Source organism: Dyadobacter sp. CY356, from assembly GCF_021440195.1.
In the GTDB taxonomy this organism is placed as follows: Bacteria; Bacteroidota; Bacteroidia; order Cytophagales; family Spirosomataceae; genus Dyadobacter.
In genome coordinates, this window is the sequence record NZ_JAJTSZ010000002.1 from 777,183 (window position 1) to 799,009 (window position 21,827).

Annotated in this window: 16 protein-coding genes; 8 read left to right on the plus strand and 8 right to left on the minus strand. The window is 40.6% G+C overall.

Features of this window, described 5'->3' with window-relative positions:
- Positions 1-208 precede the first annotated feature (208 nt).
- Positions 209-880, minus strand: a complete 672-nt coding sequence (locus tag LXL81_RS09585) for a GNAT family N-acetyltransferase (RefSeq protein WP_234646558.1) — start codon at positions 878-880, stop codon at positions 209-211.
- Positions 881-1,056: 176 nt separating this feature from the next.
- Here LXL81_RS09585 and LXL81_RS09590 point away from each other — a divergent pair, with 176 nt between their 5' ends.
- Entirely contained in the window at positions 1,057-1,590 is a 534-nt protein-coding gene (locus LXL81_RS09590) for a YceI family protein (protein ID WP_234646559.1), read from the plus strand.
- Positions 1,591-1,667: 77 nt separating this feature from the next.
- Here LXL81_RS09590 and LXL81_RS09595 read toward each other — a convergent pair whose 3' ends face one another.
- From LXL81_RS09595 to LXL81_RS09610, 4 genes are all read right to left on the minus strand, one after another.
- Entirely contained in the window at positions 1,668-4,844 is a 3,177-nt protein-coding gene (locus tag LXL81_RS09595; RefSeq protein WP_234646560.1) for an efflux RND transporter permease subunit, read from the minus strand.
- Positions 4,845-5,019: 175 nt separating this feature from the next.
- Complete coding sequence (locus LXL81_RS09600) at positions 5,020-5,613, minus strand: TetR/AcrR family transcriptional regulator (protein ID WP_234646561.1); 594 nt, start codon at positions 5,611-5,613, stop codon at positions 5,020-5,022.
- 152 nt (positions 5,614-5,765) lie between these two features.
- On the minus strand, positions 5,766-7,955 hold the full coding sequence (locus LXL81_RS09605) for a catalase (protein ID WP_234646562.1): 2,190 nt from the start codon (positions 7,953-7,955) through the stop codon (positions 5,766-5,768).
- Between the two features lie 21 nt (positions 7,956-7,976).
- Positions 7,977-8,528 carry a ferritin-like domain-containing protein gene (locus tag LXL81_RS09610; RefSeq protein WP_234646563.1) on the minus strand — a complete coding sequence of 184 codons (552 nt, stop codon included), beginning with the start codon at positions 8,526-8,528 and terminating at the stop codon, positions 7,977-7,979.
- A gap of 307 nt (positions 8,529-8,835) precedes the next feature.
- Here LXL81_RS09610 and LXL81_RS09615 point away from each other — a divergent pair, with 307 nt between their 5' ends.
- On the plus strand, positions 8,836-9,561 hold the full coding sequence (locus LXL81_RS09615) for a hypothetical protein (protein ID WP_234646564.1): 726 nt from the start codon (positions 8,836-8,838) through the stop codon (positions 9,559-9,561).
- A gap of 174 nt (positions 9,562-9,735) precedes the next feature.
- On the opposite strand, the gene LXL81_RS09620 is transcribed toward LXL81_RS09615, so the two are convergent.
- Positions 9,736-11,676, minus strand: coding sequence for a KUP/HAK/KT family potassium transporter (locus tag LXL81_RS09620; protein WP_234646565.1), 1,941 nt, complete (start codon positions 11,674-11,676; stop codon positions 9,736-9,738).
- A 428-nt stretch (positions 11,677-12,104) separates the two neighbouring features.
- On the opposite strand from LXL81_RS09620, the gene LXL81_RS09625 reads away from it, so the two are divergent.
- The 4 genes from LXL81_RS09625 (at position 12,105) to LXL81_RS09640 (ending at position 16,452) form a co-directional block, all read left to right on the plus strand.
- Positions 12,105-13,478 carry a pitrilysin family protein gene (locus tag LXL81_RS09625; RefSeq protein WP_234646566.1) on the plus strand — a complete coding sequence of 458 codons (1,374 nt, stop codon included), beginning with the start codon at positions 12,105-12,107 and terminating at the stop codon, positions 13,476-13,478.
- Between the two features lie 16 nt (positions 13,479-13,494).
- Positions 13,495-14,805, plus strand: a complete 1,311-nt coding sequence (locus LXL81_RS09630) for a pitrilysin family protein (RefSeq protein ID WP_234646567.1) — start codon at positions 13,495-13,497, stop codon at positions 14,803-14,805.
- A 123-nt stretch (positions 14,806-14,928) separates the two neighbouring features.
- On the plus strand, positions 14,929-15,852 hold the full coding sequence (locus tag LXL81_RS09635) for an alpha/beta fold hydrolase (protein WP_234646568.1): 924 nt from the start codon (positions 14,929-14,931) through the stop codon (positions 15,850-15,852).
- A 75-nt stretch (positions 15,853-15,927) separates the two neighbouring features.
- Positions 15,928-16,452 (plus strand): RidA family protein, encoded by a 525-nt coding sequence (locus LXL81_RS09640; RefSeq protein WP_234646569.1) that lies wholly within the window; start codon positions 15,928-15,930, stop codon positions 16,450-16,452.
- A gap of 2 nt (positions 16,453-16,454) precedes the next feature.
- Here LXL81_RS09640 and LXL81_RS09645 read toward each other — a convergent pair whose 3' ends face one another.
- Positions 16,455-17,522, minus strand: coding sequence for a dipeptidase (locus LXL81_RS09645; protein ID WP_234646570.1), 1,068 nt, complete (start codon positions 17,520-17,522; stop codon positions 16,455-16,457).
- 258 nt (positions 17,523-17,780) lie between these two features.
- On the opposite strand from LXL81_RS09645, the gene LXL81_RS09650 reads away from it, so the two are divergent.
- Positions 17,781-19,496, plus strand: a complete 1,716-nt coding sequence (locus LXL81_RS09650) for an arylsulfatase (protein WP_234646571.1) — start codon at positions 17,781-17,783, stop codon at positions 19,494-19,496.
- Positions 19,497-19,517: 21 nt separating this feature from the next.
- Here LXL81_RS09650 and LXL81_RS09655 read toward each other — a convergent pair whose 3' ends face one another.
- Positions 19,518-20,576: a TlpA disulfide reductase family protein gene (locus LXL81_RS09655; RefSeq protein WP_234646572.1), complete on the minus strand. Its 1,059-nt coding sequence runs from the start codon at positions 20,574-20,576 to the stop codon at positions 19,518-19,520.
- A gap of 174 nt (positions 20,577-20,750) precedes the next feature.
- On the opposite strand from LXL81_RS09655, the gene LXL81_RS09660 reads away from it, so the two are divergent.
- The gene (locus LXL81_RS09660; protein WP_234646573.1) at positions 20,751-21,578 is read left to right on the plus strand and encodes a universal stress protein; all 828 of its coding nucleotides are present in this window, start codon (positions 20,751-20,753) and stop codon (positions 21,576-21,578) included.
- Positions 21,579-21,827: the final 249 nt, after the last annotated feature.

Consider the following 21,827-nt stretch of genomic DNA (forward strand, 5'->3'; position numbering starts at 1 on the left):
CACATTTTACAAAAAATTCAAATTAGAATTTATGGCTAATGAGCGCAATAATCTTAATACCCTCATCAATTCTATTGCTGATTAAACTTATAGATTTCTTTATCATTTGGTGTTATAATTTAAGATACAATCCGCGAATATGGGATTAATCCTAATAGCACAACGGTTACATACTAAATATTAATCATGCAGAACCAATCCATTGGTTTTAAAATTCCATAATAAGCTCCCAAAAAGGAATGATCTTTCGTTCTTTAAATCCTAAAAATTCATATACCTTGCCCGCTCTCACATTGGTATTTACGAAGTGAAGAAAAGGAACTGAACCTTCATTGAGTATGTCCAGCGCTACGTGGCTGACAAGCATTTGCGCATACTTTTTCCCTGTATAAGATGGATGCGTAACCACAGCGCTAATTTCAGAAAAACCAGTTATCCGAAGTCTTTCGCCTGCCATTGCCACCAATTTTCCATCTTTTCTGATCCCAAAATACTTTCCGAGAAGAGGCGTATCCTTATAAAAATACCCTGGCTGCACCAGATTGATCAGTTCCAGCATTTCCTGCGTATCATAATCGTTAAGCCGAATAATGTCTTCCGTGGGATCAGGAATTAAACTTTCTCTACTTTCACAAACCATCTGTGCACAGTCCAGTTTCCTGCTTATGGTCCAACCCGGGGCAGGAGCCGCAAGTTTGCCTACCATGAACATCTTTTCACCGGCAGAAAGCCATGGCCGTAAAACATTTAGATCTGCGTTTTGAGGATCTTCACATCCCATAATCTGCAATGTTCCGGGACGATACCTGCATACAGTATCAGTACCTATCGCAAAGTTTTTATGTACCGTCTGCAAGGCATGCCAAACAGGATTATCCATTTTTTTGTAAGCGTCAGAATGCATGAATTTTCGTCAGATCAATTTAAGTTACTATACAAAAGTATAGGGCTATTACTATACTGGCTTTATAGACCTACCTTTGGGGCATCATTTAAGATTAGGACTTAACAGTCTTAAAAAGTACAGTAAGCAATATTAACATTAACTTTTCAAAAATGTCACAAACTACATGGGTTGTTGATAAACTTCACTCCGAAGTTCAATTTAAAGTAAAACACCTGGTTATCTCAACGGTTACGGGAGCATTTACATCTTTCAGCGGTCAGGCGACTACCGAAAACGATCAGTTAGAAGATGCAAAAATTGAATTTTCAATCGATGTAAACAGCGTTTACACAAGTCAGGAAGGTCGCGATGAACATTTAAAGGGAGCGGATTTCTTTGACGCTGAAACATATCCACAAATCACATTTGTATCGACTTCGTTCAAAAAAGCAAAAGGTGATGTATACAAGCTGATCGGTAATCTAACGATGAAAGGTGTTACGAATGAGGTGGAACTGGAAGCCGAATACGGTGGAACTGAGAAAGATCAGTATGGCAATACAAAGATTGGATTTGAAGTAACGGGTACTGTAAACCGGAAGGACTTCGGTGTTTCATTCAACTCACTTACTGAAACCGGCGGACTTGCTTTGGGTGAAAACATCAAAGTAATTGCCAATATCCAGATCGCAAAACAGGCTTAAAAAAAAATATATCAATTGAAAAACAGCACTGCAATTCGCTTAAAGCTTTGCAGTGCTGTTTTTTTTATTGATTACTATCAATGAATCTTGTCGGGATTTAAAGACATAAATTCCAAACTTTCTTCATCATTCGCTTCAAGTGAAACCGATGCGATCGACGCATTTTTCTGTCCCCAGGCAAACACCAGCGGCAAAATAAAGAGCGCAGCGAAAGTCGAGGCAATCAGTCCGCCAACTACTGCGCGCCCCAGAGGAGAAGACTGATCACCCGCCTCACCAAGTCCGCTGGCCATAGGAAGCATACCTACAACCATTGCAAGAGAAGTCATCACAATTGGCCTCATCCGGAGCGCCGCCGCTTCTTTGGCAGATGCCAATGCATTGCCATTCACCAATCTAAGCTGTTCAGCGTTGGTAATTAACAAAACCGCATTGGAAATGGATACACCAACCGACATGATAATACCCATGTACGATTGAAGGTTTAACGTCGATCCCGTAGCAAGCAACATGGCAAGTGCACCCAAAATTACCGCGGGAACTGTTGTTAAAATAATAGCAGAAACCCTGAATGACTGGAAGTTCGCTGCAAGCATTAAAAATATCACGACAATAGCGACCAGCAGTCCACTTTGCAAACTGCTTAAAGTATCCGTCAACGTAGAGCTCATCCCGATTTGTTCCACAGTAATCCCTCTTGGAAGTTCTCCAAGCGCGGCAATTGCTTTTTGAACATCTACCGTTGCAGCACCAAGATCTTTATCGTTCAAATTGGCCGTTACGGTAAGTATCGGCAGAGCGCCCAGGTTATCATTTTCACCATAGGTTGTGTCGAGTTTTATTGTAGCCACATCACTTAGTACCGGTCTGCTGGTATTTTTTAAAAGTGGTATCTCCCCTATTTCATCCAGAGAATTCATTTGATTTTCAGGAATCTGAACCTGGACACTATAACTCAAACCACTTTTCTCATCCACCCAAATATTCTTTTCTGTGTACCGGGATGATGATGTGGAGGTTGTCATTGATCTTGAAACATCTGTCATGTCGGTGCCGAGCTGAGCAGCCCGGATGCGATCCACTTCAATATTAATAGCAGGATATTTATTGGATTGCCCCAGCTGAATATCACGCATGTAGCTGATTTTTGACAGCTCCACCATCAGCTTCCTGGCATACTGTTCATTAAGTTTTTTGTTTCTTCCACCAAAACGAATTTCGACAGGTGTTGGAGACCCCTGACTTAAAATCTTGTCAGTCAACTCCATAGGTTCAAAAGAAAGACTTACGTCTGGAATAGCGGCACGAACCTGGCTCCTGATTTTTTCTTTTAACGCATCCAGATTCGTTTTGTAATCTTCATTAAGAGCGACCTGTAAAACTGCTTCCTGAGGACCAGCCATCCAGAGATAAATCGGATTGGAAGAAAATAGCGATGGATGTTGTCCTACATATGCAGAAGTTACTGAAACATTTTCAGGTCCTACAATATTTTTGATGATCCGGATCATACCCAACGTTTTCTCCTCCGTTCTCTCAATCCGGGTGCCCTCGGCGGCGCGAAGCCTTACCTGAAACTGTGAGCCATTTACTTTTGGAAGAACGTCTTTTCCAATGATTGATAATAAAAATGCCGTTAAGGCAATGGTAATGACCAGATAGGAAATTACGATTGGTTTTCTCAACGGCAGAGTCCTGTCAATAAATCTTAAAAACCGCAAACGAAGTTTCTCAAACCGCGACAGCTTTTCCTCCGGCGCGTCATGTGCTTTGGCCTTATGTCCTTTCATGATCCAGTTCGCCATAACCGGCACAAATGTCTGGGACAAAAAATACGAAACGATCATGCTGAAACCTATTGCCAGGGCAAGCGGAAGGAATAGCGATCCGGGAATCCCACCCATTGTAAAAGCCGGCGCAAAAACGGCCAGAATGCAAAAAAGGATCAGAAGTTTCGGAAAGGCAATTTCCCGGCATGCGTCCCAGATGGCGAGCCGCTTGGGTTTCCCCATATCCAGATGCTGGTGAATATTTTCGATCGTTACGGTACTTTCATCAACCAATATCCCGATAGCGAGGGCCAACCCACTCAAAGTCATAATGTTAATGGTTTGTCCAAATAGATTCAGAAACAAAACACCTGCAATTATTGACGTTGGAATTGTCAGGATTACGATCAAGGCACCCCGTGGATCTCCCAAAAACAACAGCACCATCAAACCGGTCAAAACTGCACCAAGGGCACCTTCTGTGATAAGACTTTTTACGGAGTTAATTACATAGACAGACTGGTCAAACTCATAAGTCAAATGTACATCCGCAGGTAGTAAGGCCTGCATTTTGGGTAAATTGGCTTTCAATTTCTGAACAACTTCCCAGGTTGACGCATCTGCACTTTTAGCAATACTTAAATAAACCGAACGTTTGCCATTAACCAATCCATAACCAACCGTGATATCGGCAGCATCTTCAACCGTGGCCACATCACGCAAATAAAGATTTTGAACGCCGCCTTTGAATAGAGGAATATCTGCAAAATCTTTAATGTTATGGATTGTCGTATTGGTAGGTGTGATATAATTTTTGCTTCCTACCCGGACATTTCCGGAAGGAGCCGTCTGATTATTAACACGGATTGCTTCAACAAGTTGGTCCGGAGTCATATTGTGTGATCTGAGAAGGTCAGGATCTGCTTTTATGACAATAGTCCGGATGTTCCCTCCAAATGGCGGTGCTGAAACAAGACCGGGAATCGTTGTAAAAGAAGACCTCACATAGGTATTCGCAAGATCAAGAAGTTCGTTATTTCCCCTGATATCGCTACTTACGATAAGCTCGCCAATGGGCAAGGTTGACGCATCAAAACGGATGATAAATGGCGGCTGGGAACCCGGCGGAAAAATTGCCTGAGCCCTGTTACATGAGGCGCTTACTTCCGCAGCGGCCTGTGCCATGTTGGTACCCGGATAAAAATTGACCTTAATTAATGTTAAACCCTGAATGTTTTTTGTTTCGATACTTTTAATACCGTTTACATACAAAAGTAGATTGATGTAGGGTTTGGCAAAAAAAGTTTCCATCTGATTAGGCGTATAACCTCCAAACGGGTGAGATATATACAAAACCGGCATATCAAGTTTTGGAAAAATATCAATCTTGATATTGCGCAGCGCATTTATCCCGAAAAACAGCATGGTCGCTACAATCACCATTACGGTAATTGGTTTCCTTAATGCTAAAAGAATTAAATTCATGATAGAGTGAATGAATAGGAAATAGGAAGAATTCGGATATTATCGAAAAAATTTACAAATAGATATTTAAAATTGCACTAAATTAAGGATACGAATCGGGTTACTGATATGATTACTAATTTAATTCAAGATCAGTTTACTCTAACATTAAATTGTAACTGTGCATTTATTATAATCAAATTTTAATAGCAGGTTGTGGAAAAGAATCCTGCAAAAGTTTTTCTGCAATTGCCTTCGCCGCCAACATAGATTCCTGATTTTTATAAATTGATCCGCTTACCGTTGCTCCTTCTAAAAGAAAAAATAATGCATCGCTGAGCATCGTGTGTGATAATACCTGATTGTTTTGAGGCAAGTTTCCAACAATGCTATCAATAAAAAACTTCAATCTGCTTTTTTGATGACTAACAGCGTCGAATACCACAAGATCCTGACGGGAAACTTCCGCACTGATTTTTATAAACTGACAACCTCCAAATCCTCGCTTGTTTTGTCTTTCCATCCTGAAATCAAAAAGCGCAAGCAGCTTGTGTTTAGGGTCGAAAAAATTTGCAGTAAATTCTTCCATTTCCTTATACCAAACATCCTCAGCCTCTTTTAGATAAGCAAGCAAAAGATCTGTTTTGGAATCAAAATGATTGTAAAGTGATGCCCGCGCAATATCAGCCTCTTCAATGATCTGATTGATCCCTGTCAGATTGTATCCCTGCTCATAAAATAATCTTGAAGCCACTTTAAGTATCCGCTCACGTACCGCTGATTTTTTCATTTTATAAAACTAATACGAAAATATTATATAGACAAGTCTATCTGTTTTTAAAAGCGATTGATATTTCAGTCTATTGAAATATTAAGTTCCTACAAAAAAAGTCACCCGCTGAATAAACATCAACGGGTGACTTTTTCATCAATTAAAAGCTGTTAAGCCGGTATTTTTCTTGGTTTTTCACGTTCCCAGAAACGGTGCTGCTCAATAGCCAGAACAAATTTTTCTGCCAACTGCGCCGCGTCATCACTCACGATCACACCTTCCGCAAGGACATTTTCCTCAGTGAAATCTGCCGGAAGTTTTTTGATGAAATAGGTTGCTTCCAAAACCTGAATGGCCTGAGCATCTGCTGCAATCGCTTTACAATGTTTAAAGGCCTGGTTTAAGAAATGGATCGCATCTGCTTCCGCTTCCACAGTTGCAACGCTGTTGGTACCACCTGGCACATATACTGCATCATAAAGTACCGAGGCGGCTGTTAAATAACTTTGCGATACCGGTAGCTGCTCATCATCCTCAGTCAGGACATAACCCAGTCTCGGTGCGATAATCTCAACAATGGCTCCTTCTGCTTCCAAAGCATTTTTAACAGTGTTAAGTGATTTTCCATCAACACCATCCGCAGTAAGGAATGCGATTTTACGCGTTTCGATACTATCCTTCGGCGTGTTTGCCATACTTAATGCCTCAGATTTTAGAAGTGAACCTTCTACCATGGCTGAATCATAATCCGCTGGATCAGCATCGGCAGGCATACTATGATTTAAAGGCAACGCAGGATCCTGTGGAACCGGAATACGAAGTGCAAATGCAACTTCCGCCGCCAGGTTACCATCTATCAGTGATAGAATCCCTAACATCCTTTCACGGATGGCTGCGGTTTTTACTTTGCCAAGCTCAAAACTTAATGCGTCAACAATATGATTTTTTTCAGGATCAGACTGGCTGTTAAAGAATAATCGGGCCTGAGAGAAGTGGTCCAAAAAGCTTTTGCTTCTAGATCTGATTTTTTTGGAATCAATACGTTCCGGATAAGAAACAAACCCACCTTCCGACTCCTTCACCTGTGCAGGATCATTTCCTCCAAGAGAATTTGGACTGTAACTTACTTTCCCCTTGTTAATCGTCTGGCGCATATGGCCGTCACGCTGGTTGTTATACACACCCACAACCGGTCTGTTGATCGGGATTTCCTGAAAATTTGGCCCTCCCAAGCGAAGTAATTGTGTATCAGTATAGGAGAATAAACGTCCCTGCAAAAGCGGATCATTTGTAAAATCAATTCCCGGCACTATATGTCCTAAGTGGAAAGCTACCTGTTCAGTTTCTGCAAAAAAGTTATCAGGATTACGATTCATCGTCATTTTACCAATGCGCTGCACAGGAACCAGTTCCTCGGGAACTAGTTTCGTGGAATCCAGCAGGTCAAAGTCGTACTTGAATTCGTCTTCCTCAGGGATTATCTGGACACCTAGCTCCCACTCAGGAAATGCACCACTTTCAATGGCATCCCAAAGGTCGCGACGGTGGAAATCAGGATCTTTACCTGAAATAATCTGTGCTTCATCCCATGCCACAGCGTGAACACCAAGTATAGGTTTCCAATGGAATTTGACAAAACTTGAAACGCCTTCCTTGTTTATAAAGCGGAATGTATGAACGCCAAAACCCTCCATCATCCTGTAACTTCTTGGTAACGCACGGTCGCTCATGGCCCACATGATCATGTGTGCAGATTCCGGCATTAAAGAAATAAAATCCCAGAATGTATCATGCGCGGAAGCTGCCTGAGGCATTTCGCTATCCGGTTCTGGTTTAACCGCATGTATCAAGTCAGGAAATTTAATAGCATCCTGAATAAAAAACACGGGCATATTATTACCTACCAGGTCAAAATTACCTTCCTGTGTATAAAAACGAACCGCAAAACCTCGTACGTCTCTGGCAAGATCCGTAGAACCCTTTGAACCGGCAACCGTCGAAAAACGCACAAATACAGGCGTTTCAATAGAAGGATCTAATAGAAACTGCGCTTTTGTTACGTCAGACAGAGATTCGTAAACCTTAAAGACGCCGTGGGCTCCCGAACCGCGTGCATGCACTACACGTTCAGGAATACGCTCATGGTCAAAATGCGTAATTTTTTCGCGAAGAATAAAATCTTCCAGAAGTGACGCTCCGCGGTCGCCTGCCTTTAGAGAATTCTGGTCGTCATTGATTTTCAAACCAGTATTGGTTGTCATCGACTGACCAGCTGCATCATTTGTAAATGGTTGCAGTTTGGAAACTTTATCATTGTCGAGCTGCTCGCCCGAATCTGTGAATGTCTGTTCGTTTGCCATAAAAATAGGGATGGTGTTAAATTATGCTTCTTCCGAAGCCTTGTAGTTAACCTCGTTTTCTGCGATTTCAGTAAGCAGTTCGTCAGCCTTTTTTTCTTCTGTCAAAGTCAGATATAAAATTTCTGCTACATCGTCAAGCCCGAGGGTTTTAGCCAACTGCGTTAGCCCACCATAGGTTGCGATTTCATAATGCTCAACTTTTTGAGAAGCGAGTATAATGCCAACGTCTCTTGTTGCAGTTCCTTCGTCTGTGCTTTCAACAATACCTTCGGCTTCTTTTGCAATTCCTTCCATTGCATCACATTTTTTTGCGATTGCCTTTTCGTTAAGCAGGTCAAAAATCTCTTCAAGCCGGCTTACGTGTTCTTTGGTTTCAGTCAGGTGATTTTCGATAGCCTTGGAAAGTTCTGTGGAACTGGCCGCGCTGATCATTTTCGGCAAGGATTTAACAAGGTGATTTTCTGCCCAATAGATATCCCGGATACCATCCAAAAATAATTCCATTAGAGCCGGCTCTGCATGAGCCGAAGTTTTAGTCTTGAATTTAGGTTCTGAGCCAGTTTGATTTTCCATGATGACGAATAATTTGTTTGTACGCCGCATTATATACAAAACTGTTCCAGACCTATGGGTTACGTGTAGACCTTAATTTATTAGTAGTCTCCTGACATCTGGGTAATTCTTGCATCAAATTTTATTCTTCCAGCCGAATATATCATACAAATCATGGCACCTAAATCATTTGATTTTAAGAATGTTGTATGAATATAAATGGCGTAGTTCGTCATTGGGCCGTATTTGACTTCTCAAAATGTGGCTGGCAAGGTTTTTGACCTACTGAATCCCATTCGGGATATTTCCTCCATTTAAATTAATCAATATGTTTAAACCTCAACTTCATAAGATTTGTTGGCTTATAATCTTGTTACCCGTCACGAAAGTATCTGCCCAGCTCACTGTATTTAATGTTTCTTCATCCACCATTACAGACAAACGTAAGATCAGCGTTCAACAACAATTTGAAATTCAGGATGAAATAGAATCCTCTACAACGCTCACTTATGGGCTGGGCAAAAATTGGGAAGTGGGATTAAATCTTGTCAATGTAGATTATAACATGAAGGAGAAATCTTTGGAAACCAATGATTCCACCACGGCAATCCCCTATGCACCCTTACTTTTAGCCAATGCTCAAAAAGTTTTTGAACTTAATGATCTTTTGTCCGTCGGCCTGGGTGCCATTGCAGGAACTAACATCACAAGCTCCCATTCCCGCAAGTTTGTATATTATAGTTATGCAAACCTTTTGGCATCGGCCGGAAATCAGGATCAATATCAGTTTGCGGCCGGGCCATATCTAAGTAATCACCGGTATTTGAGTGAAGGTGCTTATTACGGTTTTCAGTGCGCCATGGACGCAGGTATCTGGTATAAAAAACTTCATTTAATTGGCGACTGGATTTCCGGATATCACCAAAAAGGAAGACTTACTGTCGGTATTGAAATATTTCTTACCCAAAGGCTTCCGTTATCTCTGGGCTGGCAGCGTAGCAATGTCGACGGTTCGCAGGGAGCGGTTTTTCAACTCACGTTTGTACCTCAATAATTTGAACCTCTATACCCAACGGTTCGAAAGGAAAACAGATGCAGTTAACACATAGAGGAAAATAATAATTACGAAAAGAGGGAACAATCTGCCGTCATGGCTATTGTTCCCTCTTTTTGTATTTTGTAAAAACTATCAGTTCAAATGATAATTAATTCACTGGTTGAAAAGACATTAACTATATACCCTTTTCATTTTTATTTTAACATTACTTCTGATTACCAAGGGGACTTTTTCAACCTTTACGGAACTGCTGTCGAGCCCAAACCATTTGTCTTCTGAGTTCGTAATATTTTTGATAGCGAAGTAAAAGTTCATCACAAACTCCTCGTACCAGGGCAAATCATTCTCTACTGACAGGTATCGTTCCAAAACTACAAACCGGAAATCGCCCATAATGTTTTGGCGATTCAGCGATTCATAACGACTGGTAATATCCACTTCCTTATTCAAAACCATATCCTGAACAACTTTTCTCAGGAAAAGATTGATGCGCTGCTCGACCCTGAATCCAAGTCGGAACGTGATTTTGATCACATCGTCTTCAGCCATGATATTGACGTGGTAATCCATTGTGTACGGTTCATCCGTTGTTTCCACATGGACAAACCAGAAAATATCAGCCCGTTTAGGCCGTTTTTGAAATATTGAATAAATGATTTTGCTTTCAATCTCGTTTTCGCCGGCCGCGTTGGACATAAATATCAAATGCGTCGAATACTTCGGAATACTGATATCATTGCTGAGTTCTCTCAGCGCCGGAATGTGTTCACCAAGATTCACAAATTCCGTAAGACGCAGTTTGATCGAATTTGCTTTTAACCACATCGCCATAATGTCCGCGATGATCACTGCCAAAAGTAGCGAAACCCATCCTCCGTGTGTAAATTTCAAAAGATTTGCAGCAAGGAAAGAGCCTTCAATTGCGAGATAAACGATCATGAAGGCCGCTATCCATAATTTACTAATCTTATGAACATACAGATAAAATGACATCAGCAAAGTTGTCATAATCATCGTCAGCGTAATGGCCAGTCCATAAGCGGCTTCCATGTTGGAAGATTCTTTAAAATAAAGCACAATACCGATACATCCGGCCCACAACAGCCAGTTGACACTCGGTACATAAAGCTGCCCTTTTTGATCACTTGGATATACAAGACGCACTTTCGGCCATAAATTAAGCCGTATTGCTTCCGAGATCAAAGTGAATGAACCACTTATCAAAGCCTGACTGGCGATGATCGTTGCCATCGTCGCGATACAAATTCCGGGCAGCAAAAACCAATCCGGCATAATTTCATAGAATGGTTTGCGACCGTTTAAAAACTCTCCATTGTGCAACGCAAGCCAGGCACCCTGACCAAAATAATTGATTACCAGACAACTTTTTACATAAATCCAGCTGATACGAATATTGCCTCTTCCGCAATGCCCAAGGTCAGAATAAAGTGCTTCTGCTCCTGTTGTACATAGAAACACCGAGCCTAATAACCAAAATCCGCCCGGATGATCAACCAGAAGCTCATATCCATAATAGGGATTAAATGCCTTGAAGATTTCGGGATGATAAATAACCTGGGAAAGCCCAAGAACCAGGAGCATCAGAAACCAGATCATCATTACAGGTCCAAAGGCACGGCCAACAATTGTTGTTCCAAAAACCTGGATTATAAACAGCAGCGTCAGTATTCCAATGACGATCGGTATTGTTTCAATATTTGGATAAAGAATTCTCAATCCTTCCACCGCAGAAGAAACAGAAATTGGCGGGGTGATGATACCATCCGCCAGCAGCGTACTTGCACCAATAATCGCCGGGACTGTCAGCCATTTCGCATTTTTCCGAACCAACGCGTAAAGAGCAAGAATCCCACCCTCTCCATTATTATCAGCCCGTAAAATCAGAATTACATATTTCAGGGTTGTTTGTAAGGTCAGGGTCCAGAAAATCAGGGAAACCGAGCCGTAGACTACGTCCAGAGAAATTCGCTCCTTGCCAATAATGGCCTGCATGGCATACAATGGGGAAGTTCCGATATCTCCGTAAATAATCCCAAGTGCAACCAAAAGACCAGCAGCCGAAGCCCTGTCACTATGTTTAAGAGAACTCATTGGTAATATTTAAAATGTTCTGTGCTTTGAATTGGGTAACGTGTAATATGATGCGAATGACTACTCAGCGGCCAACGCAGCTGCAAAGGTGTTTAATTTGCTTAAAAGTATCATACCAAATCATTAATCTTTTATTTTTTAAAATTCATAAAAAAACCTGCCCAAAAGTCTGTACGACAAAAGCAGGTGATAGTAACATTTTGTTTCAATATTAAAACGATTAAACTGTCAATTTTTCAATGTAAAAAATGGGACATGGATGGCAAAACAGTCTTAGTTTAAACCTAAAAAATTCAAACTAAAATATATTCATACTGTTCGCATATCCCATGCATTTACCGTTCATACAAAAAACGTTAAGTGACAGCCCTGATTGTTTTAAAAATAAGTAATTTGACCTTTCTTACCACCAAAATATTGTTTTGTTTATGAACAAATTTTCCCTGATTTGCGTCGTTCTGCTCGTTGCCTTACATGCCAGCGCGCAGGACAAACAGCCCTCTAACATTCATCTTACCAAACTACCCAATGGATTGGAAATCCTGGTTCTGGAAGATAATTCCGTCCCGTTGGTAACTGTCGAAATTGCCGTTAAAAACGGATCATTCACCGAATCGCCGGAATATAACGGACTCTCGCATCTTTATGAGCATATGTTTTTCAAGGCGAATAAAGAAATTCCTTCCCAGGAAAAATATCTTGAAAGAGTTCAGGAACTTGGAATTTCTTTCAACGGAACGACGAGTACAGAGCGTGTAAATTATTTCTTTACCCTGGGCAGCGATGAAGTTTCCGAAGGCTTGCAGTTTCTGAACAGTGCCATTCGCTATCCTTTATTTCTTGAAAAAGAGATGAAAAATGAAAACCCCGTTGTTGATGGAGAATTCCAACGCGCGGAGAGCAGTCCTTTTTACCCGCTTTTCAATAAGTTTGATCACAAAATGTGGGGAGATCTCTATTCAAGAAAAAATGTGATAGGTGACCACAACATCATTTTGACTTGCACACCGGAAAAAATGAATGTGATCAAAAACAAGTATTACTATCCAAACAACTCAATTCTTGTTGTTGCCGGAAATGTAAAATATGATGACATTCTAAAAAAAGTAACAACGATTTTTGGAGACTGGAAGGCAGCCGATTTCGATCCGATCGAGAAATGGCCAATTCCTGAATTTAAACCATTAAATCCAGCTGATTCATTAAGTTTTGTAGTGACCAGCCCTAATGCCCGTGTACCGGCACTGGAAATTGCCTGGCACGGTCCGGATACAAGAAATGATATTAAAAATACACTTGTAGCCGATGTATTTTCCTATATTCTTACCCAGAAAAATTCAAAGTTTCAGAAGGCATTGGTAGATCAGGGTTATGCGCTCAATTTGAGTATCAACTATCTGACCCAAAAATATGTTGGTCCGATACAGTTATTCATGATACCAAACCCTGCCAAATTCGAAGAGTCTTTCAAAGTATTGAAACAGCAGATCGATCAGTTTGATGCTCCTGATTATTATACGGATGAACAGATTGAAACCGCCAAAATAAAATTGGCCAACGGCGAAAAATACAGTTCCGAGGTTACTTCGGAGTATATCCATACGCTAACATTCTGGTGGGCCTCCGCTTCACTGCCTTATTATTTCAATTATGTGAATGAGATCAATAAAATAACGAGGGCAGATTTGAATGCTTATGTTCAAAAGTATATCAAAGGCAAACCATGCGTAAAAGGTTTACTGCTTAATGCGGAGCAGCAAAAAACGCTGAATGTGAAAAATGTAGACGCGCTGTTCAACTAAAAAGATTCCATTCCCTATGAAAAATATATTTTCTTTTTTGGCAGCCACCTATTGCCTGCTATTTGTTTCAAGCCCGATATTCGCCCAGAATACGACGAAAGAGATCAATTTTGAAGGCCTGAAAATTATTTATAAAAAAACGCCGAAGCAGGTAATCACGGCAAGTCTATTTATTAAAGGCGGCACAGCCAACATTACCCAGGCACAGCAAGGCCTGGAAGTTATGGCATTAAATCTGGCTCTTGATGGTGGAACAAAAAAATTAAACAAAGACGCGTTTGCTTCCAAGGCAGACAAACTCGGAACCAGTTTTGCGGCCAGTGGTTCGACAGATTACAGCACCATGACGATGACTTGTCTAAAAGAAAATTTCGGGCCGAGCTGGGAAATGTTCAATGGTGCAATTTTTGAACCTGCCATGGATGAGAGTGAATTTAAGGTATTGAAAGACCAGATGATTGCGCAGGCAAAACAGCGTGAATCTGACCCGGACGCTTATCTGAGAAATATGGCCAACGAATCCCTTTTTGGTGATACTGATTATGCAAAAATCCCGGAAGGCACACCCGCAACTTTGGAAACGATCACGTTGGCCGATGTGAAGGCATACTATCAGAATTTACTGGGTAAGAAAAAATGTTACCTGGTGGTAGTAGGAAATATTGAAGAAAAGGATCTTTTGCAAAATGTCAAAAACAGTCTGGCGAAATTGCCTGCCGGGCAGATTGCAAAGACGCCAACTTTCAAAAGTGTGACCACGCCGGATGCCATAATCAAAGACAGAACGCTGGCAACCAATTATATTCTGGGAACGATGAACGCACCAAAATACAATTCGGTTGACGGACCACTTTTCGACTTTGCGATGCGTATTCTTTACGACCGTTATTTTGTTGAATTGCGCACTAAAAGAAGTCTGTCTTATGCCCCCGCGGCCAGTTACAGCAAAAGGACTATTCAGCAGCCGTTGGCTAATTTATACATTACCACCATTGATCCTAAACAATCTCTTGCGGTGATGACAGACATTATCAACAGTATTAAAAAAGACGGATTCACTGAAAAAGAAGTGAAAGACAAGAAAAAAAGCTTTTTGACCCGCTATTACATGACCAACGAATCGAGTGCTGCGCAGGCATCTCAACTTGGTTTTTGTGAGGCATCCGGAAGCTGGAAGTTGTTTGATGAGATCAATACCAAAATCAACCTCGTAAAATTAGCCGACCTGAATAAAGCTTTTAATAAATACATGACGGTTATAGACTGGGCATATCTGGGAAAAGAAGGACAGGTTGCAAAAGAAGATTTTAAACAGCTGGCCAAATAAATTTCAGGTAATATTTAAATATAACATTGTGCTTCATTTTTTGCCGTGATCTTTTCATAAGATTGATGGCAGAAAATGAAGCCTTTTAATTTTCTAATTTCTCTAAAAACACAAATTACTTTAATGAAAAAAATCAGTACGCTTCTGCTTTTATTTTTAACCATTTCTATAACCAACGGCCAGACAATTTATTCAAAAGCCTTTGGAAACAGCAAAAACAAACCGGTCATTTTTCTTCACGGCGGTCCGGGAAGCAGCTCCGTTTATTTTGAAGCTACAACCGCACAGAAACTTGCGGACACAGGTTTTTATGTAATCATTTATGACAGGCGTGGTGAAGGCCGTTCCAAAGACGGGGATGCAAAAATGAATTTTCAGGAATATTTTGAAGATTTAAACAGCCTTTATAAAAAATACGGATTAAAAAAAGCAACCCTGATCGGATTCAGTTTTGGTGGTTTGATAACGGCTCAGTTTGCAGAGAAATATCCTGAAAAAGTAAAATCAATAGTTTTGGTTAGCGCTCTGGTATCTCAGCAGGAATCTTACAATACCATTCTAAGAACGACCAAAGCGATCTATGAGAAAAAAGGAGATAATGCCAATTTAGAAGATCTGAAAATGATTGATAAAATGGATAAAAACTCTTTGGATTACCGGACTGCCTGTTTCAAACATGCCACACTAAACGGTTATTTCAAATTAAAAAATCCTGACCAGAAAGCGAAAGATATTTATGCAGGTTATGATACAGATCCGTTGATCTCAAAGTATGTCAAAAATGAGCAGGCGGTACCCACGTTTTGGAAAAATGAAACTTTGAGAAATATTGATGTGAGTGCCTGTCTAAAAAAAGTGAGGAACAAAAACATCCCGATTTATGCCGTTTACGGCAGGCAGGACGGAATTTTTTGTGCGCAACAGATGACAGATCTGGGGAAAATAATTGGCTCAGATCATGTCAAATATATTGACAACAGCTCTCATACTTTGTTTATTGATCAGCAGGATATGTTTTTGTCTTCGGTTCAAAACTGGATTAAATAAACATTCATTGTCAAAAAATAAACGAGGTCAATTATCTGAATCAATTCTTCTTTATATTGGGATAAAAAGAAAAATATGAGAACGTTTATCTTGCTCTGCTTATTGATTACCAGCGCATTTGCCACTTTTGCGCAACAGCCGGATGTTGAAAAAAGGCTTATTGATCTGGGTTTGCAACTTCCTCCAAATCAAAAACCACTTGCAAACTATGTTAAGGCAGTACGTTCTGGAAATCTGGTATTTTTGTCCGGTCAGGGCCCGGCATCAATGGATGGGAAATTGATTGCCGGAAAAGTCGGAAGAGATTTAACGATTGAACAGGGATATGACGCAGCCAGATTAACAGGATTGAGCCTTCTTTCATCTTTGAAAGAAGAAATTGGTGATCTGAATAAGGTGAAGCGCATTGTGAAGGTTCTGGGAATGGTTAACTGTCCGGAAAACTTCACGGAGCATCCCAAAGTCATCAATGGGTTTTCGGATTTGATGGTTGCAGTTTTTGGAGAAAAGGGAAAACATGCCCGTTCAGCAGTAGGCATGAATTCTCTCCCTTTTAACATACCCGTTGAAATTGAAATGGTGGTAGAAGTGGAAAACTGATTTTACAGTACTTTATCGAGCACTCTTTTCGCATTTCCTCCAACGATTTTTCTTACCTCATCATCTTTCAATCCTTTTGATTTAAGACCCTGAATCCATTCCGGCATTTGGGTATAGGAAGAAAAAACAGGCTTGAAATTGCCATCCATATCCGTCCCCAAACCTACATGGTCGATCCCGACGGCATCGATCAGCCGTAATGTATTGTCAAGAAATTCGTCGAAACTGGTGTTGAAACCTGATGGCCATGCGCCGATTACCCCACCCGTACTGGCAACCATTTTGGCGTGCTGCACAGTAATCGCCCGTTTTGCCATCGGACGATTATCATTAGTTTGCAGAATAGAATGAGAAATAATGATCGGTGCATCCGTGATATCGCAAACCGCTTTTGTGGTGGCCTCAGTAGCATGGGCCAGATCAACGAGCATTTTTAACTTGTTCATTTTTTTAATAACCTCCTTCCCTGCTGCCGAAAGACCATTATGCATCGGCTGCTCGGTTTGAAGATCCCCAAGTTCGTTGGTATGGTAATGAACCAACTGCACCGAACGAACACCGTCATGATACATCTGATCGAGATGTGACGCATTTCCTTCCAGAAAATCTCCGCCTTCAACAGAAATGAAAGCAGCTGTTTTTTTAGTTTTTAGAGCATCATTCAGAGCGGATGACCTTGTCGCCAGCACTAAATCGTTGGCAGTGATTATATCTTTTAGCAGTCTCATCTGGCGGTTATATTCCGCCCAGGCTTCATTAGGCTCATAGGAGCGGGAAGGTTTTACTCCGTTTGGCCCGATCTCAATCACCTTTGCATCAGCAACCAGAGCAAAAAATGCACCTGTCAACTGCCCCTGAGTCATGTCAGCCAACGTTTTTTTCAACATACCGTCTCCGGGATACATTTTGGTTTCCCTGGCAAAAAACAATCCCGGATGTGCATGAAAGTCAAATGTCAGATAAGGTTTATCATCAGTAAAAAAATCGACGTGATTGATAAACGGAGCAGCCGCAAGAAAACTGCCTGCTTTTTGCAGAAAATCTCTGCGGTTCACTTGATTACTGTCCATTAAAAAATATGATTACTAAAATGATATTTCAAAGATAGAAAACCCGAGCTCCTGATAATCAGATTGATCCCCAAAGGTTAGTGAACTCAATATAGGCAAGGTTTAAATTCTTTTCAATAAATCAAAAGTTTGTTTTCAGGAATATTTTCAAGTAAAGGAAACACTGAAAAATAAAATAATTTCATCAGTTCCTAAAAACGCATGATCATTGCCATAACTTAGCCTGGTGATTAGCTTCAAATTTACATCTGATTTGTAATGAATAAAATAAAGATATTATCCGGAATTATTTTTCTTACAATTACCATAACAGCATTACTTTCCTGGAAAAGCAAAACGGAAATTAGCGGTAAATCGGCAACAAAACGCCCGAATATTATCGTGATCATGGCAGATGATATGGGGTTTTCTGATGCTGGCTGTTATGGCGGTGAAATCCAGACACCTAATATTGATTTTCTTGCACAAAACGGAATCCGGTACCGGCAATTTTATAATACTTCCCGCTGCTGCCCTACCCGCGCCTCTTTACTGACAGGTTTATATAATCAGCAAGCCGGAATTGGAAAAATGACCGAAGCAGAAGATGCGCCTGGCTACCAGGGACATCTTACAAACAATGCAGTCACGATAGCCGAAGTACTAAAATCAGCTGGTTATCATACGGCTATGACCGGCAAATGGCATGTTTCCAATACTTTTTCTCAGAAAGATCCGAAGGACCAGCTTGACTGGCTAAATCACCAAAAAGATTATGGGCCATTTTCACCTATTGAGCAGTATCCTACCGCCAAAGGTTTTGAGAAATTTTTTGGTACCATTTGGGGCGTCATTGATTTTTTCGATCCTTTTAGTCTCGTCAACGGTAAGGAGCCTGTGAAATCGGTGCCTAAAGATTATTACCATACAGATGCAATTAACGATACAACAGTTTCTTACATCAGGGAATATGCAAAAAGTGATAAACCGTTTTTCATATACGTAGCGCAGAATGCACCGCACTGGCCGCTGATGGCCAAACCAAAAGACATTGCAAAATATAAGGAAACTTATAAAGCCGGCTGGGATGTGATCAGAGAACAGCGGTACAAAAAAATGATCAGACTTGGCCTGATTGATCCTGCGACAACAAAACTTCCCGTTGACCCCATCGATGATATGAAATGGGAGAACAATCCGGATAAAGACTGGGACGCAATGGCCATGGCTGTGCACGCGGCGATGATTGATAACATGGATCAGGGAATCGGGCGGATTATCAGTGCCTTGAAACAAACCGGCCAACTGGATAATACCCTAATTTTATTTTTATCTGACAATGGCGCAAGTGCAGAAAACTGCGCCAATTATGGTCCTGGTTTCGACCGCCCGAGCCAGACACGGGATGGCAGGACAATTGTTTATGCTACAAAAAAGCAAGCGGTTCCTGGCCCTCAAACTACCTATGCATCTATTGGCCCGCGCTGGGCGCATGTTGCCAATACACCTTACCGGTATTGGAAAGAACAATCTTTTGAAGGTGGCATTCATACACCAATGATCGCGTTCTGGCCAAAAGGAATAACTGTTAACAAAGGAGAATTCAGTGATTTCACCGGCCACGTGATGGATTTCATGCTTACTTTTTGTGAACTGGCGGGTGTTAAATATCCGTCAAGTATCAATGGTAAAAATATTACGCAGACTTCCGGAAAAAGTATGGTTGCTTCTTTTCAAAATAAAAATGAAAAAGGACATGTTCAGCTCTTCAATGAACACTACGGAGCCAGGTATGTCCGCAGCGAAAACTGGAAACTTGTGTCGCTTCCGCGGGATTCAACCTGGCATTTGTATGATCTCAGCAAGGATAAAACAGAAACGGTCGATCTGGCTGCAAGTAATCCTTCAAAAGTTCATGAGCTAGAAATTCTTTGGAATGAGTGGGCGAAAACCCATCAGGTATTTCCTAAACCCGGCGCAGCTGCTGAGAAATGATGCGTTATAAATTCATTACCATCATTTGACCAGTTCCAAAACTTTTTTTAATTCTTCCACATGATTTACCCGGCCGACAACAATGCCGTTTGGGTCAAGCAAAAAGTAAGTTGGCCATTCCACAATGTTATATCTGGTACTAAGCTCACCGTGGTCGCCTTGCAATTCTGAGACTTGGATCCATTTTGCATTGCCCTTATTGATAGCCTGAATCCATTTAGATTTATCATCACTATGTTCCGCGGCGACCCCGATCATAACAAGCTTATCAGGATATTGCTCATGAATTTTCACCAGCTCAGGAAATGCCCTGATACAGGGAGAACACCAATGTCCCCAGAAATCAAGAAGCACATATTTTCCCTGAAAAGATGATAGGGTTACTTTTTTGCCGGAAGTATCAGCCAAAGTGAAATCAATGGCTTTTTTGCCTATGACGGGCTGATTTTTAATGATGTTGATTCGCTTCATTACTTCAACACCATTCAGGCTTTTCTTCACGGACGGAGAAAAGCCGGCGTATAATTTTTCATAAATCTTAATATCATCGTTCGAGTAAGAGGTCTCACCCTCCAATAATTCAGCACTGGTTTTTGCATTGGGATATTTCGCAATAAAATCAAGCGTCGCTTTATGTTTATCTTCTCTCGCTTTCATAAATTCAGCATTGGAAGCTTTGGCTATGCGGTCTACAAAAGGCCAGTATATTGTAGTGTTATAAAGTGTAAGAATATTATTTTCGCTTCCTCCTTTTACAACCAGCGCGTAGGGTTTTTCAACATGACCTGAAAGCTGAATATCAGCATTTTCATACCAAAAACTAGTGAATCTAGGTGCACTTATGAAAATCGAAATCGATCCTTCATCGCTTGGTTTTGGAAAATAGACGAAATGATCGTTTTTCGCATATACCGTATCTTTATACCTTTCACCTTTCAAAGAATACCAAAAAATAATCGGTTTGTCATTGATTCCTTTTATGTATCCATTCAGTTTTGGTTTTTGCGCGGATGCGTTAAAGACGATCGATGTGATCATTAACAGAGATAAGAGGTTGCGGGTTGCAGTAGATATGCTCATCAGTAGGAACGGTTAGGTGTATAAGCTATTAAAAATAATTCTTATCCGCAACTGCGTATAAAAATGGCACATAATTAATTGATTAATCTTTAACTTTATTAACAGCTACACGATTAAAGCATAAAGTTTAAATCTGAAATTCAAATTAAATTTTCATCCCAAAATTCAGGTAAAATGAAGACCGTACTGATTCCCGTCGATTTTTCTCATACTTCTTCCAACGCCTTACAGTTTATCTCAGACTTAAATCAGGATGTTGATATGGAGAAAATCATTTTACTCAAAACACATTATGTTTCTATTTATTCCAATATAATTCCTTCTGGTTATGGCCAATCTAATGCCGAATATATACTTCAGGAAAGAACCGATACAGAAGAGCAATTGACATTTACCGGACAGAAATTACTCAGACAATGTAAGCCAGGCACGAAGGTGGAAACATTGATCAGTGACTTACCAATAGCTCAGGCAATTCTTGACACCATCAGTGATCAGGGAGCTACGCTGCTTGTTTTGGGAAGTGATGCCGGTGATGAGGAAAGTCCGGTCGGTGAAAACGTGATTGAAATAACACAGGCTTCCATGATCCCGGTTTTGATTATCCCTTCTGCGAGTAAATATCTGAAAGTAGAAAAAGTACTGGTACCATGTGGAGCGGGTGCTATATCCCAACTTCAACGGCTTAACCGCTTACGCCAGATACTTCCTGATCCGGAACTTGTGATTCTGAATGTTGATCACAAACATACAGGAGACGAAGAAGATTACAGGGCACAGATTAAGGAAAGACTTGGTGATTTTAGCTATACCGTTTACTATGCCCGGGAGGAAAACATTGCAGCCGGAATTTTGAACTTTGCCAAGCAGAGCAAAGATATTCAACTCATTGTTGCGCTTCCCGGTAAATACAGTTTTTTCTATAATCTTACCCATCAGAACATTACCGAAGCAATCACTTTAAATGCAAAAATTCCGGTTTTAATTTTTAAGGAAAACTAAAAGGAAAAATCGTTTTTCATTAAATAAAGATTAAAATTACAGATCTGACCGCTACATTTCCTGCCGCTCAGATTTGTAATTAATACCATGGAAGATCTATTAAAAGAACTAAGAGCCCTCATGTATGGTATATACAATATCATGGGTTTACTTAAAAAATGGAAGATAAATCAATAAAATAACCGGCTTTTTTAAGATAAACTTAATGCTCTAAGTAGCATTATTCTAATGCTTGTTACAAAATTAATA